General features: G+C 70.4%; 10 protein-coding genes. 5 read left to right on the forward strand and 5 right to left on the reverse strand.

The window, feature by feature from the left end; translation table 11 throughout:
- Positions 1–444 precede the first annotated feature (444 nt).
- The 4 genes from ACZ7L6_RS38735 to ACZ7L6_RS38750 all read right to left on the reverse strand — a co-directional run bounded on the left by ACZ7L6_RS38735 (position 445) and on the right by ACZ7L6_RS38750 (position 6,122).
- Positions 445–1,008 carry a hypothetical protein gene (locus ACZ7L6_RS38735; protein ID WP_471932390.1) on the reverse strand — a complete coding sequence of 188 codons (564 nt, stop codon included), beginning with the start codon at positions 1,006–1,008 and terminating at the stop codon, positions 445–447.
- A gap of 147 nt (positions 1,009–1,155) precedes the next feature.
- Positions 1,156–2,166 carry a LacI family DNA-binding transcriptional regulator gene (locus ACZ7L6_RS38740; RefSeq protein ID WP_471932392.1) on the reverse strand — a complete coding sequence of 337 codons (1,011 nt, stop codon included), beginning with the start codon at positions 2,164–2,166 and terminating at the stop codon, positions 1,156–1,158.
- Positions 2,166–4,418 (reverse strand): alpha-xylosidase, encoded by a 2,253-nt coding sequence (yicI, locus tag ACZ7L6_RS38745; RefSeq protein WP_471932394.1) that lies wholly within the window; start codon positions 4,416–4,418, stop codon positions 2,166–2,168. The genes ACZ7L6_RS38740 and yicI overlap by 1 nt, the downstream gene beginning before the upstream one ends.
- 348 nt (positions 4,419–4,766) lie before the next feature.
- Positions 4,767–6,122: an MFS transporter gene (locus ACZ7L6_RS38750; protein ID WP_471932396.1), complete on the reverse strand. Its 1,356-nt coding sequence runs from the start codon at positions 6,120–6,122 to the stop codon at positions 4,767–4,769.
- A 101-nt stretch (positions 6,123–6,223) separates the two neighbouring features.
- On the opposite strand from ACZ7L6_RS38750, the gene ACZ7L6_RS38755 reads away from it, so the two are divergent.
- The 5 genes from ACZ7L6_RS38755 to ACZ7L6_RS38775 all read left to right on the forward strand — a co-directional run bounded on the left by ACZ7L6_RS38755 (position 6,224) and on the right by ACZ7L6_RS38775 (position 12,761).
- A complete protein-coding gene (locus ACZ7L6_RS38755; RefSeq protein WP_471932397.1) occupies positions 6,224–7,198 on the forward strand; it encodes a LysR family transcriptional regulator in 975 nt (324 codons plus the stop codon).
- A gap of 430 nt (positions 7,199–7,628) precedes the next feature.
- Positions 7,629–8,723, forward strand: a complete 1,095-nt coding sequence (locus ACZ7L6_RS38760) for a DNA polymerase III subunit gamma/tau domain-containing protein (protein ID WP_471932399.1) — start codon at positions 7,629–7,631, stop codon at positions 8,721–8,723.
- Positions 8,723–10,927 carry a polysaccharide deacetylase family protein gene (locus tag ACZ7L6_RS38765; RefSeq protein WP_471932401.1) on the forward strand — a complete coding sequence of 735 codons (2,205 nt, stop codon included), beginning with the start codon at positions 8,723–8,725 and terminating at the stop codon, positions 10,925–10,927. The genes ACZ7L6_RS38760 and ACZ7L6_RS38765 overlap by 1 nt, the downstream gene beginning before the upstream one ends.
- A complete protein-coding gene (locus ACZ7L6_RS38770) occupies positions 10,924–12,270 on the forward strand; it encodes an acyltransferase family protein (protein WP_471932403.1) in 1,347 nt (448 codons plus the stop codon). Before ACZ7L6_RS38765 ends, ACZ7L6_RS38770 begins: the two co-directional genes overlap by 4 nt.
- Positions 12,271–12,308: 38 nt before the next feature.
- The gene (locus ACZ7L6_RS38775; protein WP_471932405.1) at positions 12,309–12,761 is read left to right on the forward strand and encodes a hypothetical protein; all 453 of its coding nucleotides are present in this window, start codon (positions 12,309–12,311) and stop codon (positions 12,759–12,761) included.
- Positions 12,762–12,828: 67 nt separating this feature from the next.
- On the opposite strand, the gene ACZ7L6_RS38780 is transcribed toward ACZ7L6_RS38775, so the two are convergent.
- Positions 12,829–16,149: a DNRLRE domain-containing protein gene (locus tag ACZ7L6_RS38780; RefSeq protein WP_471932407.1), complete on the reverse strand. Its 3,321-nt coding sequence runs from the start codon at positions 16,147–16,149 to the stop codon at positions 12,829–12,831.
- Between the last annotated feature and the right edge of the window lie 5 nt (positions 16,150–16,154).

Here is a 16,154-nt window from a genome sequence, read left to right on the forward strand (position 1 = left end):
GGGGCCCGGACCGACGAGAGCGGTCCCGGGACCCTGCTAAGGCCGCCTCACGTTGAAGGGAGGACGCCCCCGCATGTGCTGTCATGAGGAGCAGAAACCGACTCTCGTCATGCGCCTGATTCGGCTTTTGCCGGAGTGTGCGGCGAAGCGCGCGAGGAGGTGGCTGCTCTGGTGGCTTACCAGGTAGCCGGATGTCCCCGCGCAGGCTGGGGGCATCCGACAGGCTCCTGGTGAGCCGGGTCCCGCTCAGAGTTACCGGCTCCGGGCGGGGCCCACCTTCTCTGGTGGCTCAGCAGCCAGCCGGATATCTCCACACGGCCTGGGGACATCCGTCGAGCTGAGCTTGGGTCACCGTCCGGCTCCACGGCCCAAACGGGAACCCTCCCTGCGCTCAAGTACAGCACACCACCCCCCACCCGGCACCACAGATCACAGACTGTTCACTCATCCCGACACCGGCACCGGCCCCGGATCAAGGTGACTCAACCGCACCGGAAACAGGTCCGACATCCGGCTCCACCCCTGCCCCCCGAAGTGCACCGAGCACCACGACCCGTCGAGGAACCCGATCTCGTGGTCGCCGCCCCGCACGTCGCTGCGATCCCGGATCCAGGCCACGTTGCGAATATCCGTGCTCCACCCCACCTCGGCCGCACCGGGCCTGCCGCTGAAGGACCGCGCCCGGGAGACGTACACCACCTGCAGGCGACGGTCGGTGACCTGCAGCATCACGGCCCTGCTGTTCTTGGTCCGCGGCACCACGGCAAGCGCCAGCCCGCCGGCCATGCTGTCCCAGCCGCCGTGGAACGGCTTGCCCGGCTCGGCCTGCTTCTTCGGCTCACGCTCCATGAGCGCTTCCACGAGCAACTCCACCGGATTCCAGGTGGCGCCGTAGAGTCTCGCGACCCCGTACAGGGGGAGCATCAACCAGCTCCCGAGCGTCCGGCGCTCGGAGCGCAGCGCGCGCGGACGGCGGAAATAGCCTGGCTTCGGCGCCCGTTCGGCCAAGAAGACCCCGTGGTCACCGCGCAGTACCTCACCCGCCGGCACCAACGCCCTCGCCCGCTCGACGGTCTCCCGTCCGCGGTCCGACCTGCTGCTCACCCGGAATCGTGCCCCACTGTCCTGCTCACCGCCGTGCAGGCCAACGGCCGTTCACGCCACCGCCCGCCGCGCCGTACTGGCCCGCTCCGTCATCCTAGGCGGCAGCAACGTCGCCTCCGGGGCGGCCTTCCTCTCCAGCTTCCGCATCAGCAACTCGACCGCTCCCGCCCCCACTTCGGCGGACGGCAGCGCGATCGAGGTGACCGGCACACGCATGGACCCGGCGAGTTCGTCGGGGCAGATGGCGGTGACCGACAGGTCGCCCGGCACCCGCAGCCCCAACTCCTCGAAGGCGTCGAGCAGCGGTTCCAGTACGGCCTCGTTGTGGACCACCACCCCCGTCAGCGCCGGTTGTTCGCGGAGCAGTTGCCCGGCGACCGCGCGGGCCGCCTCCGGTGACGCCTCGCAAGGGTGCACCACGGACGTCAGCCGGTTCCGGTCCGCGGCCGCCGTGAACCCCCGCACCACCCGCTGAGCGAACGCCGTCCCCCGCACATACACCTCCGGCGGCGACCCCACCAACGCCACCACCCGATGCCCGAGTCGCGCCAGATGCTCCACGCACGCCTCACCGGCCGCCGTGAAGTCCAGGTCGATGCAGGTCAGGCCGTCGGAGTCGGCCGGGAGCCCGATCAGCACCGACGGCGGGTCCAGCTCCCGCAACAGCGGCAGCCGCGGATCGTCCAACTGCACGTCCATCACGACCATCGCGTCGACCAGCCCCGTCTCCGCGACCCGCCGCAGCCCCTCCTCGCCCTCCTCCTGCGTCATCAGCAGCACGTCATGGCCGTACCGTCGCGCCGTCGTCACCACCGACACCGCGAACTGCATCACCACCGGCACATCGATCCCGGCCCGCAGGGGCAGGACCAGCGCCAGCACGTTCGACCTGCCGCCGGCCAGTGCGCGGGCGCCGACGTGCGGGCGGTAGCCGAGTCGGCGGATGGACTCCTCGACGCGGCGCCGGGTCTCCTCGGAGATCGGGCGCTTGCCGCTCAGCACGTACGACACCGTGCTGGGGGAGACCCCGGCATGCCGCGCCACGTCAGTGATCTTCACCATCAGGCCGGCTCCACCGTGAGGAACCCGGTCCCGGCCTGCGCCCGCACCTCGCGCTCCCCGGCCGCCAACCCCCAGGGCGCGGACGGGTCACCGCAGGAGGCCCGCAGCGTGTCTCCCTCCCGTACGACCGTGAAGGCCACCTCCCCGACCCGCACCGTCACCTGCGCGCCCCGCTCCAAGCCGAACGCCCGCAGCGTGACACCGTCGGCATGGTCGTAGTCGGGCCGGTCGTCCACCACGCCCACCGGGATCACCGCACCCGGCCGCACCAGCAGCGGCACACTCAGGAACCCGTGCCGCTCACGCACCCAGCGCGGACCGGTCACCGTCTCCCCGCTGAGGAAGTGGGTCCAGGTGCCCTCGGGGACGTAGTACGCGACGTCCCCCTCGTCGCTGAAGACGGGGGCCACCAGCAGGTCCGGGCCCAGCATGTACTGCCGCTCCAGATGCGCGCACCCGGGGTCGTCCGGGAACTCCAGCACCATCGCCCGCATCATCGGCACGCCCTCGGTGTGGGCGGTGCGGGCGGCCTCGTAGAGGTAGGGCATGAGCCGCAGCTTGAGGCGGGTGAACTGCCGGGCCACGTGCACGGCTTCCTCGTCGAACAGCCAGGGCACCCGGTACGACGACGAGCCGTGCAGGCGGCTGTGGGAGGACAGCAGGCCGAACGCCAGCCACCGCTTGAACAGCGCCGGCGACGGTGTGCCCTCGAAGCCGCCGATGTCGTGGCTCCAGTACCCGAAGCCCGACAGCCCCAGCGACAGGCCACCCCGCAGCGACTCCGCCATCGACTCGTACGTCGCCTCGCAGTCGCCGCCCCAGTGCACCGGGAACTTCTGGCTCCCCGCCGTCGCCGAGCGGGCGAAGACCACCGCCTCCTCCTCGCCCCGGTGCTTGCGCAGCACGTCGAAGACGGTGCGGTTGTAGAGGTAGGTGTAGTAGTTGTGCATCCGCTCCGGGTCGGAGCCGTCGGACCACCGCACGTCGACCGGCACCCGCTCGCCGAAGTCGGTCTTGAAGCAGTCGACGCCCTGCGCGAGCAGCGCCTCCAGCTTCGCTGCGTACCAGTCGCGGGCGGCGGGGGAGGTGAAGTCGACCAGCGCCATGCCGGGCTGCCACAGGTCCCACTGCCACACGCTGCCGTCCGGCCGCTTCAGCAGGTGCCCGAGCGCCTTGCCCTCCGCGAACAGGGGCGAGCGCTGCGCGATGTACGGGTTGATCCAGACGCAGACCCGCAGGTCCTTCGCCTTCAGCCGGGCCAGCATCCCCTCCGGGTCCGGGAAGACCCGCGGATCCCACTGGAAGTCGCACCAGTTGAACTCGCGCATCCAGAAGCAGTCGAAGTGGAAGACGGAGAGCGGCAGTTCGCGCTCCCTCATGCCGTCCACGAAGGACGTCACCGTCTCCTCGTCGTACGACGTCGTGAAGGACGTCGACAGCCACAGGCCGAAGGACCAGGCGGGCGGCAGCGCCGGGCGGCCGGTCAGGGCCGTGTACTTGCGGATGATGTCCTTCGGGGTCGGGCCGTAGATGACGTAGTACGTCAACTCCTGTGTCTCCGCGCTGAACTGCACCCGGGAGACGACCTCGGAGGCCACCTCGAAGGAGACCTTGCCCGGGTGGTCGACGAAGACGCCGTAGCCCGCGTCCGTGAGGTAGAAGGGGACGTTCTTGTACGCCTGCTCGCTGCAGGTGCCGCCGTCGGCCTGCCAGATGTCGACGACCTGTCCGTTCTTGACCAGCGGACCGAAGCGCTCGCCGAGGCCGTAGACGGACGTGCCGACACCGAGGTTCAGCTGCTCGCGCAGATAGTGCGCCCCGCTCGAGTCCCGCATGATGCCCATGCTCTTGTGCCCGCTGGAGGTGAGCGTACGGCCGCCGGCCAGGAACTCGACGTGCCAGGAGCCGGTGCGGGCGACCCGGACCGACAGGGCGCCGGAGGTGAGGGTCGCGTGCTCCTCGTCGTACGAGATCTGCGGGGCGGTCTCCTCGGACTCGGCGATCTCGAACTCGGGGCCGCGGGGCTGCTCGCCCGCGAAGTGGGTGAGGGTGAGGCCGATGACGTCGGGCATCGGCGTGTGCGCGTTGATCGTCATGACCGGTCCCGTCATCAGGTCGCCGCGCGAGCGGATGGGCCGGGTCGGCGCGTGGATCTCCAGCGAGCCGTCCGACTCGGTGACGTCCAGGACTTCGGCGGGGTGGGCCGCGGTGACGCCCTCGCGCAGCAGCCAGTAGCCGTCGGTGAACTTCATGTGGGGGTCCTTACGTGACTGCGTCTACGGTGATGCCGCGCTGCGGTCGGTGAATCGCTTCGACGGCGAGCGTCGAAGCGCTTCGATTGGCGAAGGTATGTGCGAGCTGAAGGCGCGTCAATGGCTTATGCCGGAAAGGGGTGCCCGTGACGATGACGCCGACGGCCGCCCGGGCGTGGATCGTGACGGTAAGTCCGCTACTCGGCTCGCTGAACGACCTCCTGAACCACCCCCTCGCCGCCCACCTGTGGGCCCGCCGCGACCGGGGCGACGCCGCGCCGCGGGGACAACGTCTCCTGCGAGGGGCCGCGCCCGTGCGCACTGCCGCACGCGATGCCGCGGATCGGTTCAGCCCCGCGCTCCTGAGGGGGTAGCTGCGAGCGCGATGAGCAGTGCCGCTGCCGACGCGGTGATCGGCACGCCGTATCCGGCCGTCGGGGACAGGTGCTCCGCCATCCAGCCGCCGGTCGCGCTGCCGCACGCGATGCCGCCGAGCAGGGCGGTCACCGCAAGGGACATGCCCTCGTTGAGGCGGCCGTCCGGGGTGCGCTGCTGGACCAGGGCCATGTTGGTGATCATGGTCGGGGCCGTGGCCATGCCGGAGACCAGCAGGGCGACCGACAGCAGCAGGAGCGAGCCGGTGAGGGACGCGGCGAGCAGGGGAAGCGTCAGCAGAGCGGTCATCGCGGCTATGCACCAGGGGTAGCGGTACTCGGCGGGACCGGACAGCCGGAGCCGGCCGTACCACAGGCCCGCCGCACAGGAGCCCGCCGCCTGCAGGGCGAGCACCACGCCCGCCGCCGTCCGGTGGCCCTGCGCGTCCGCGAACGCGATGGTGACGACCTCCGTCGAGCCGAACACCGAGCCCATGGCGAGACATACGGCCAGCAGCGGGGGCGTGCCGGGGGCGCGAAGGGGCGAGGTGGCCGTCGTGCCGGAGGCATCGCCGGATGCATCGGCCGTACGGCCCCGAGGCGGCGGCTCCGTCGACCGCTGGGCGGCGAAGACCAGCACGCCCGTCACGAGGAGCACCACGCCGACCAGCGTCCCGGCCTCCGGGAAGAACGTCCCGCAGAGGAAGGCGGCGAGCACCGGGCCCAGCATGAAGCACAGTTCGTCGGCGGCCTGTTCGAAGGAGTTCGCGGTGTGCAGGGACTCGGCGTCGTCCTTCAGCAGATGAGCCCAGCGGGCGCGGGACATGCCGCCGGTATTGGGCGTGGTCGCGGTGGCGGCGTACGCGGCGAAGAGGGTCCAGTCGGGGGCGTCGTGGCGCACGCACAGCAGCAGCGCGAGGCTGCCCAGCGCCGCGAGGAGCGTGGCGGGTACGGCGATCCGGGCCTGCCCGTACCGGTCGACGAGCCGTGCGACGAAGGGGGCGACCAGCCCGGTCGCCGCGAGGCCGGTCGCGGTGACGGCGCCGGCGAGGGCGTACGACCCCCGCGAACCGGCGATCATCACGACCGCGCTCACGCTGAACATGCCCATGGGCAGGCGGGCGATCAGGTTCCCGGCGGTGAAGGCACGGGCGCCGGGGCGGGCGAGGAGCCGGCGGTACGGGCCGGGCGGGCGGCTCCTCGTCCGGGGTCCGAAGTCGACGGCGACGAGGGTGTCGGCGGTGACGGTGAGCAGGGGAGGTGACGGGGCGTTCGAGGAGCTCGAGGACTTGGAGGCGTTCAGGGCTTCCCTGTAGGGCGGTTGCGGCATGGGTCCACCGTCGCCCGGAGTGGATCAAGGGGTCCAACACCTGTTCGTCGAGGATTCACGCGCCTGTGTTGTAAGTCGTACCCGGGTTGTAGGTTCGCGGCATGCCCGCCCACCCCGCTCACCTCGACCCCCGCCTCCTGCGCGCCTTCCTCGCGGTGGCGGAGGAACTGCACTTCACCCGCGCCGCGGCCCGTCTCTACGTCGCGCAGCAGGCGCTCAGCCGGGACGTACGGCGGCTGGAGCGGGAGCTGGGCGCCGAGCTGTTCGTGCGGACGACGCGGCAGGTCACGCTGACGGGCGACGGCGAGCGGCTGGTGCCGTACGCGCGCCGTGCCCTGCAGGCCCAGGACGACCTGCTCGCCGCCTTCGGGCAGGCCCGCCCGCTGCTGGTGGACCTGAACTCGCCCGGCCTGGTCACCGGCCGCAGGGTCCTGCACCGGGCCCGTGAACTCGCCCCCGAGCTCGAGCTGATGGCCCGCTACGAGAGCGGTCTGACGGGTGCGGCCGGCGAGATCGTCGCGGGGCGGCTGGACGCGTCCTTCGGCCGGTTCGCGGGCCTGGATCCGGCCCTGCGGGCGGGCCTCGACCACCAGCCGGTCCGCTACGAGCCGATGGCGATCCTGCTGCCCGAGGACCACGCGCTGGCGGAACTGGAGCAGGTGCCGCTGGACGCGCTGGCCGGCGAGACCGTGTACGCCGGCGCCGGCAACCCCCGTACCCCGGAGTGGACCGACCTCGCGCACCGGCTGTTCGACGGGCGGGGCATAGAGGTGGCACCGCCGGCGCCGCTCGCCGTCGGTGACGAGGAGTTCCAGCGGATCATGGCCAAGATGCGGAACCTCGTCCTCGTCGTCGTCGACTTTCCGGCCATGCCCGGTACCGTGCTGCGCCCCTTGACCGATCCCGTGCCCCTGTCACCCGTGTCACTGGTGTGGCGAAAGGGCCTGGTGCACCCCGCGCTCGACGCCCTTCGGCGTGCTGCGGCGCAGATCACCGCCGAGGAGAGCTGGCTGGTGAGGCCCGCCGGGGGATGGATTCCGGCCATCGATCTGGCCGCTGGGAGCGTTCACAACTGACACTCGGCAACCACGAAACCTCCGCGTGCGCTACATTCATGGCCTGAGCACGGTGTGGTAAAGGGGGGCGCTCGGCCGGGTGGGGGCTCGGTACGGCGACGGGTGCTCAGTGTCGTGCGCGCACCCAGAACGGTCCCGTGGGGGGATGTGCGTGCACGTGAAGAACTGGCGAGAAGACGCCCAACCGGAGTGGCCCGAGGCCGCCTCCAGGTCCGGTGGCGTTTCTTCCGCGGGGGGTGCCAGGGGTGACACCCAGGCCTTCCCGGCGACCGGGGAGACCGAGGTCCCTGGTCAGGGCCTTCGCTCCCGATCCGAGGCAAGGGAGACGGAGATACCTCACGGTGGCGGGCGTGCCTCTTCGGGCGCCGACGAGACAGCGATCCTGCGAGTCCGCCCCAGGGCGGCCGCTGCAGACGCCGACGAGACCGCGGTGCTGCCGGCGGTCGGGGAGGCGGCCGACGGGCGCCTGGCCGACGGGCGCCGGACCGGCGGGAACGGGAAGACGGACGCGTGGTCGGCCTTCGACCGGCCGTCGGCCCCGAGAAACGACACGTTCGCGGCCCCCAGGAGCGACGCGTTCCCGGCGGCCGGAAGCGACGCGCCCCGGTCCCCTGGAACCAGCGCGTTCCAGTCCGCCGAAACCAACGCGTTCCAGCCGGCCGGAACCGACGCGTTCCACTCGGCCGGAAGCGACGCGTACCCGGCGCCCGCCGAGACGCGCATCTCCGCGGTCCGCGACCCGTGGAGCGAGCCCGAGGAACCCGCGCGGCCCGACGCGGCCACCGCGTCCGGCGCCACTCACGATCCCCACGAGGTCACCGTCCAGCTCGACGGCGTGGGCCTGCACCTCGACAACATGCTGCGCGCGGCCAAGAGCGCTCCGGCCGGCGCCGCGGACGCCTCCGACGGGCCGGTGTTCGTCGACGAGTCGGGCCGCCGCAGCCGCCTCTACCGCCGTATCGGCATGGCCGTGGGCCTCGCCTGCGCGGTCTACGCCGTGGTCATCCTCGCCACGCTCCTGTCCGGCAACTCCGACGCCCCCTGGCTGCCCGTGGAGAACCCCAAGGACGAGCAGCCGGCCGGCCAGGTCGACACGCCGCCACTGCCCGCGGAGTCCGCACCGCAGCCCTCCGGCACCGGCAGCGTCTCCCCGGGGACTTCCCCGACGGCCAGTTCCGGTACGTCCCTGTCCCCGGACGCCGACGCCACCGCACCCGGCGCGTCCGCCGGTGCCGAGGACCCGGCCGCGTCCGCCGACCCCGGGCCGACCGTCACGAGGAACACCACGAACCCGGGCACGGACCCCACCCCGGACCCCGACCCGACCACCGAGCCCACCAGCGACCCCGACCCCACCCCGACGGACGGCGGCGGCCCCACCCTGGAGCCGACCGACACGCCGACCACCGCCGACCCGGGCCCCGGCACGGTCGCCAACGGCCCGAGCGACCCGTCCCCCCTCGCACAGGAGCCGGACGACACCGCCTCCTCGTCCGCCGCCCCGTCCCCGGAGTACACCCTCTGATGGCCTCCCGCACCCGCCGTCGCAGGCCCGCGACCGGAGCCCGTGACGGCTCCCCGCGCCGCCGCGTGCCCATGCGCCTGCTGCTGCCCTCGCTCGTTCTGGTCGCGCTGATGGCGATGCTGATGCTGCGGGGCTACGTCCACAACGAGATCCTGGCCGACCATCGCGTCCAGCCCGCCGCCGCCTCCGACAAGGTGCCGGAGAAGATCCTCAAGGGCGGCCCCGTCATCGACACCCGCAGCGGCCGCACCGAGAGCCTGCGGCTGCAGGACCACCGACTGGTCCTCACCTTCGACGACGGCCCGGACCCGACCTGGACCCCCAGGGTCCTGGACGTACTGAAGAAGCACGACGCGCACGCGGTCTTCTTCGTCACCGGCACCATGACCTCGCGCCACCCGGACCTGGTCCGGCGCATGGTCGAGGAGGGCCACGAGGTCGGCCTGCACACCTTCAACCACCCCGACCTCTCCTACCAGACCAAGAAGCGCATCGACTGGGAGCTGTCCCAGAACCAGCTGGCGATCAGCGGTGCGGCCGGCATCCGTACGTCCCTGTTCCGCCCGCCGTACTCCTCCTTCGCCGACGCCATGGACAACAAGTCCTGGCCGGTGACCGAGTACATCGGCAAGCGCGGCTACATCACGGTCGTCAACAACACCGACAGCGAGGACTGGCAGAAGCCCGGCGTCGACGAGATCATCCGCCGGGCCACCCCCAAGGGCGGCAAGGGCGCGATCGTCCTGATGCACGACTCCGGTGGCGACCGCAGCCAGACCGTCCAGGCACTGGACACGTTCCTGCCGGACATGAAGGCCAAGGGCTACGAGTTCGACAACCTCACCGAGGCCCTCGACGCGCCCAGCGCCCACACGCAGGTCACCGGCCTCGACGAGTGGAAGGGCAAGGCCTGGATCTTCCTGGTCCAGGCGTCCGACAACATCACGGCCGTCCTGGTGGTCGGCCTGGCGGTGATCGGCTTCCTGGTCATCAGCCGCTTCGTGCTGATGCTGCTGCTGTCGGGCATCCACGCGCGCCGGGTGCGCCGCCGCGGCTTCCGCTGGGGACCGCCGGTCACCGAACCTGTGTCGGTGCTGGTCCCGGCGTACAACGAGGCCAAGTGCATCGAGAACACCGTCCGTTCCCTGATGGCGAGCGAGCACCCGATCGAGGTGATCGTCGTCGACGACGGATCGAGCGACGGCACGGCGAGGATCGTCGAGGCGATGGGCCTGCCGAACGTCCGCGTCATCCGCCAGCTCAACGCGGGCAAGCCCGCGGCGCTCAACCGGGGCCTGGCGAACGCCCGTTACGACATCATCGTGATGATGGACGGCGACACCGTCTTCGAACCGGCGACGGTCCGCGAACTCGTCCAGCCCTTCGGCGACCCGCGCGTGGGCGCCGTCGCGGGCAACGCGAAGGTCGGCAACCGGGACTCCCTCATCGGCGCCTGGCAGCACATCGAGTATGTGATGGGCTTCAACCTGGACCGTCGTATGTACGACATCCTGCGCTGCATGCCCACGATCCCGGGCGCGGTCGGCGCGTTCCGCCGCACCGCCCTGGAACGGGTCGGCGGCATGAGCGACGACACCCTCGCCGAGGACACCGACATCACCATGGCGATGCACCGGGACGGCTGGCGCGTCGTCTACGCCGAGAACGCCCGCGCCTGGACCGAGGCCCCCGAGTCGGTCCAGCAGCTGTGGTCCCAGCGCTACCGCTGGTCGTACGGCACGATGCAGGCCATCTGGAAGCACCGCAAGGCGCTGGTGGAGAAGGGCCCGTCGGGCCGCTTCGGCAGGGTCGGTCTGCCGCTGGTATCCCTGTTCATGGTCCTGGCCCCGCTGCTGGCCCCCCTGATCGACGTGTTTTTGCTGTACGGCCTGATCTTCGGCCCGACGCAGAAGACGATCGGCGCCTGGCTGGGCGTCCTGGCCATCCAGCTGGTCTGCGCCGCGTACGCCTTCCGCCTGGACAAGGAACGAATGACCCACCTGATCTCGCTCCCGCTCCAGCAGATCCTCTACCGCCAGCTCATGTACGTCGTCCTGCTCCAGTCCTGGATCACCGCCCTCACCGGCGGCCGCCTGCGCTGGCAGAAGCTGCGCCGCACGGGTGTCGTCGAGGCACCCGGGGGACCGGTGCCGCGGCAGCGGGCGGCAGGTACGCGTGACGGTGATCGGAGGCCGGTGGGATGACGCAGGGATATCAGCCGATGGGGACGGGTGCCACCGGCGCCACGGGAGCGGAGGCCGGGCCCGCGGAGCCCGTATGGCCGCCGACGACGGCGCCGTACGGCGTCCCGCAGCAGCGCACGACGGAGCCGGCGCCGAAGCCGGAGTCCCCCACTTCCGCACCACCCGCCCCCAAGAAGCCGGGCAAGCCGGGCCGGGACCGCTACCTGGACCTGCTCCGCTCGATAGCCCTGGTCCGTGTGGTCGTCTACCACCTCTTCGGCTGGGCGTGGCTGACGGTGCTGTTCCCGTCGATGGGCGTGATGTTCGCCCTGGCCGGCTCGCTGATGGCCCGCTCGCTTAACCGCCCGGCGTGGGGTGTGATCAGGGGCCGTATCCGCCGATTGCTGCCCCCGCTCTGGGCGTTCAGCGCGGTGGTGCTGGTGCTGATGTTCGCGGGCGGCTGGAACCCGACGAAGAACACCGAGGACAGCCCCGCCTGGGCGCTGCTCGAACTGTTCAACTACATCGTCCCGATCGGCGCACCGCCGTTCCCCTGGCACATCGGCTCCAAGTCCGGCCTGCTGGAGGACACATGGGCGGTCCAGGCGGCGGGTGTGCTGTGGTACCTGCGGGCGTACCTGTGGTTCGTGGTGGCATCCCCCCTGCTCCTGTGGGCCTTCCGCAGGGCCCCCTGGCCGACGCTGCTCGCCCCGCTGGGCCTGACGGCGGTCGTGGGCACGGGAGTCGTCTCCATCCCCGGCGAAACGGGCAACGCGGTCACGGACTTCGCCGTCTACGGCAGCTGCTGGGTTTTGGGCTTCGCCCACCACGAGGGCTTGCTGGCGAAGATCCCGCGCTATGTGGCGGTCTCCGGCTCGGCGCTCGTGATGGCCTTCGGCCTGTGGTGGGCGTCGGGCCACCTGGGCCCCGACGGCTGGGACCTGAACGACATCCCGCTGGCCCAGGCCACCTGGTCCTTCGGTTTCGTGGTCATCCTTCTCCAGTACTCCCCGTCATGGCAGGAACTGCCGGGCAGACTCGCGAAGTGGGACAAGCTCGTGACGCTGTCCAACAACCGCGCGGTCACGATCTACCTCTGGCACAACCTCCTGATCATGGCCACGGTCCCGATCCTCGACCAGCTCTACGACCTCCCGTTCATGGAGAACGAACGAGCGACGGCAGCACTCGACTCGACGTACATGATCTGGATGTTCTTCCTGGTCTGGCCGTTGATCGGGCTGATGATCGTGGCAGTGGGCTGGGTCGAGGACCTCGCGGCGAAGCGGAGCCCGCGGCTGTGGCCGAACGGCACGAAGAGCACCAGAAGGCGCTCGTCGCGGGCGGGGCACCGCGCGAAATAGGAGTGACGGCCTCGGCCGGCCCTCCGCAGAATGCGGGCATGTCCACGGACGTGAGCGGAATGATCGAGTGCAGGCCCGGCGCCAGGATCTGGGGAGAGGACGACGAGGACGCGATATGGCACGAAGCCATCGACCTCTTCGTCCTCGACACCGGCAACGCGTATGACGCACTCGCCTGCCTCTTCGGCGTGCGCAATTCCTTCGGATTCCGACCTCTGGCCGAGGGGCGGGGGCTGCCGGAGGACGTCTCGAGCGGGGTGAGGGACAGGTTCCATGCCGAGGGCGGGTCCGGGCACGTGTGGGGCACGACCTGGATCAGCTGGGCTGAGTTGACCGCAGCTGACTGGAACGAGACCGACGGGTCCGGCGCGCGCAGCCGCAGTGCGGTCGCCGGGGCGGAAAGCCATTGGGCACCCGTCTGGGATGTGATGAAGACCCTGGCCGGGCTGCACGGACCGGAGCAGGTGCGGCTCGTCGTCTGGTTCTACTGACAGAGGCGCACGCACGCGGGTAAGGCAACTGGCCGCCAGTGTCGTCCACTGGCGGCCAAGAGACGCGTCAACCGATCGCGATGCGTGTCTTCCAGTAACTCGCCGGCGCGATGATCTCCGTGCCGGACCCTGGCACGACGGTCGTTCGGCCGCCCGCGTAGAGCCGTACAGATCCGTCTGACCGCACGGCCCATATATCGGGAACACCGTCGGCGTTGACGTCAGGCGTCCCCATCAGCAGCGGAAAGCTGCTGACCGCCCAACCCGAGGCGCCGTACTCGCTGTCCTCGCCCCCGGCAGAACTGCCGGCGTTGCCCAGGGAGGTGAGGCTGACCCCGCCTCCAGAGGCGGCGATGCCCTTGCGCAGCCAGAGCTTGCCCGACGTGTCGGACCGGTAGAGGAGGTCGGTGACACCGTCACCACTGACGTCCATCGCGGTGACGATGTCCCGGCTGGTCCAACCCGAGGACCACAGCCGGGTCGCCTGGTCGATGGTCGCTCCGTGGTAGCCGGTGAAGGCCCACAACTCGTCGCCGATGGTGGCGAAGAAGTCGGTCCGGCCGTCACCGGTGGCGTCGCCCGCCGACACGACCTGCGTCAGCGCGGCGGGACTGGGGGCGCCCTCGGGGAGCAGGATCTCGCGACGCTTGTCGATATTGACGGCGCCGTAGCCGTCGCCGGGGTACACCCACAGCTTGCCTCCGACGCGGACGACCAGGTCCTGGAGGCCGTCGCCGCCGTAGATGTCACCGTTGTGAGTGATCAGCGCGCCCTTGAAGTGGCCGTTGGGCGCGGCCACGTAGGGTGGCAGGTCGTCACCGTTGGGATCCTTGTCGGGGTTCTCCCGGTAGGCGCCGGGCATCGAGTAGTCCAGGTCGCCGGTGCCCTTGTTGACGTCGGTGGTGGAGGCCTGCGAGGGATACATGGCCAGGTTGCCGGCCTCGGTCACGACCATCATGTCGGGCAGCTTGTCGCCGGTGAAGTCGCCGGGGGAGTCGGCCTGGTCGCGGGGTGTGACATAAAAGAAGTACTTCGTCGGCTGCGAGGGGTTGCCCGCGCTGTCCACGGCCCTGACGTACAGCACGTTGGGCCCTGCCGTTGGCGGTTTCGCGTTGGAGATGGACGCACTGACACTGGTGGCCGTGCCGGCGGTACGGGAGAGGCTGCCGGTGTAGCTGGGCGAGTTGAAGCCGTACTCGTAGCGCACGACGTCGCTGTTGAGCGCGCGGAACGTGAACGACCCGGGTGTGCCGAACTTCTTGGTGGACCAGTTGGCGTCCTCGGCGTCGTTGCCGAAGCCGTTCTCGCTGCCGTCGGCGTTGGGGAAGTCGGTGGAGCTGACCTTCGGCGGCCTGGGGGCGGTGGTGTCGAGGACGAAGCGGCACGGCGTTTTGGCCGGTGCGTAGTTCGAGCTGGTACCGGCGTCGTCGACGGCGCGCACCCGCCACGAGTACAGGGTGCCGTTGGTGAGCTTGCTGGTGGAGAAGCCTGTCGTCGTGCGCAGTGCGGTGTCCTTGTCACCGCCGACGGAGACCTTGCCGATGGAGCCCAGCAGATCGCCCGTCGTCTCCCATTTGCCGTGCGGCCACAGGTCGAAGTCGAGGTAGTCGAGGTTGCTGTCCTTGTCGGAACCCCGCGCGGTGAACGTCAGGCTCCCCGAGCCCATGCGGACGTACGGCTCGGTGGTCGTGCACTTGCCATCCGGGCCGAGGTCGAGTGACTTGGAGTCGACGGTGGGTCTGCGGTTGTAGACGAGCTCCAGCACGGGCGCGTTGTCCCCGTTGGCCTGGAACTTCTTCCACGCGTACTGCGAGTGCTCGTCACGTGCCCGGAGGCCGAAGGTGATGGTGTCCTTGCCCTGGTCGGCCTGCTTCTGCGCCGCCTTCCGCACGTCGAACGTCTCGTATGCGTCCCGGCATCCGGACTTGTATCCGTGCGCGAAGCTCTTGGTCGCGAACTTGTTGCCGTCGTGCAGCTTGGGCGCGTTCTTCCAGTTCGTCTTGCTGTTGACGGGGCGGGTGAGGTGCACGCTCATCGAACGGGTGCTGCACGACCAGGAGTAGGTCTCCAGCATGCGCAGCTTCGCGCTGGTGATCTTCGTGCCCTTGAGGTTCTTGTCGAAGGCGATATTGAAGTACGAGCGGGAGGTACCCCAGGTGTCGGACTCGAAGCCGACGCGGGCCTCGTGCGTACCGCCTCTGTTGAAGCCCTTGCCGTTGTAGAACGTGGCGTTCGGATGGCGGCTGTAGGCGGTGGTCCAGTTCTGCGTGTGCTTTTTCACCGACGGATCGATGAAGACGGGGTATGTGGTGGCCGGGTCGTCCAGGAAGGCCGGGTCCGGGGTAAGCGTCCAGGTCGCCCCGGACAGGCTCGGCTCGACCAATTCGCCGCGCGAGTCGGGCGAGGGCCCGTCGAGCCCGGGAAGGCTGAGGGTGGCTGCCGAGCCGGTCTGCGAGGGTGAGGGCGTCGGCTCGGCCGGGGCGGACGGTAGCGGGGACTCGGACACCGAGGGCTCGGGGCCGTCGGTGGCCGCAGGCAGGGTCTCCGGGGCGGTGTCCGCCTGTTCGTCGGTCTCGATGAGCTCCTCGGTGGGGCTCGGGCTCTCGCTCGGCCCGTCGGTGGTTGACTCCGTCGGTGCGGGGTTCTCCGACGTGGTCGGCTGGGCGGTGGCTCCGACCGATCCGTCCGTGACGGCCGGCTTGCCGCTGCTGTCCCACATCAGCGGGGTCGGCGACATCGCGACCTCGTTCGCGAAGGCGTCCTCGGCTGTGACGAGGCCCGTGACCGGATCCAGCCGGAAGTTCAGCGTTGCGGAGGTGATGCCGTAGGAGATCTGCCGGGCCCGCGGGTCGGCCGCGGCCTGTCGGTTCTTGAGGACCAGCAACTGGGCGAACCCGTCGTCGTCGGCCGTCAGTACGAGGTCTGCGCCCGGGAAGATCTCGGGGTACAGGGCACGCGACCCGTCGATGATCGGGGCCGGGACCGTGCCCGGCCAGGTGAGCTGGATCGAGTGGCCGTCGACGGTCAGGGTGACCAGGGGGCTCGCGGTCTCGTCTGCGGCGGCGCTCTTCAACCCTTTCACCAGGGAGACCCGGCGGATGGTGGCGCGGGAGGCGCGCTGTTCCCCGTCGTGCGACGCGGAGCCGGCCGAGAACACGATCCGCGCGTTCGTGGCCCTGGGCTCCCAGCCGGCCTTGGTGCGGTGGAGGTTGTAGTCGATGTCCCTCCATTCACCGCCTACCTTGGCCCGGATCGGCGACGAGTACAGCTTTTTGGCCATCAGACCGTCGGGCCGCGCCCACGTGGTGGAGTGCGCGGTGCGCAGCGCGGTGACCTCGACTGACGTGCCTGTCTTCGCCGCTCGTGCGACTGCGGCGGCCTCGGTCACGGGCT

The sequence above is a fragment of the Streptomyces sp. NPDC107522 genome, from assembly GCF_055657525.1.

Bases quoted from the DNA above. Each gene is read 5' to 3' on its own strand.
- ACZ7L6_RS38740 (WP_471932392.1), bottom strand. From the start codon at position 2,166: ATGGTGAAGATCACTGACGTGGCGCGGCATGCCGGGGTCTCCCCCAGC.
- yicI (WP_471932394.1), bottom strand. From the start codon at position 4,418: ATGAAGTTCACCGACGGCTACTGGCTGCTGCGCGAGGGCGTCACCGCG.
- ACZ7L6_RS38750 (WP_471932396.1), bottom strand. From the start codon at position 6,122: ATGCCGCAACCGCCCTACAGGGAAGCCCTGAACGCCTCCAAGTCCTCG.
- ACZ7L6_RS38755 (WP_471932397.1), top strand. From the start codon at position 6,224: ATGCCCGCCCACCCCGCTCACCTCGACCCCCGCCTCCTGCGCGCCTTC.
- ACZ7L6_RS38765 (WP_471932401.1), top strand. From the start codon at position 8,723: ATGGCCTCCCGCACCCGCCGTCGCAGGCCCGCGACCGGAGCCCGTGAC.
- ACZ7L6_RS38770 (WP_471932403.1), top strand. From the start codon at position 10,924: ATGACGCAGGGATATCAGCCGATGGGGACGGGTGCCACCGGCGCCACG.
- ACZ7L6_RS38775 (WP_471932405.1), top strand. From the start codon at position 12,309: ATGTCCACGGACGTGAGCGGAATGATCGAGTGCAGGCCCGGCGCCAGG.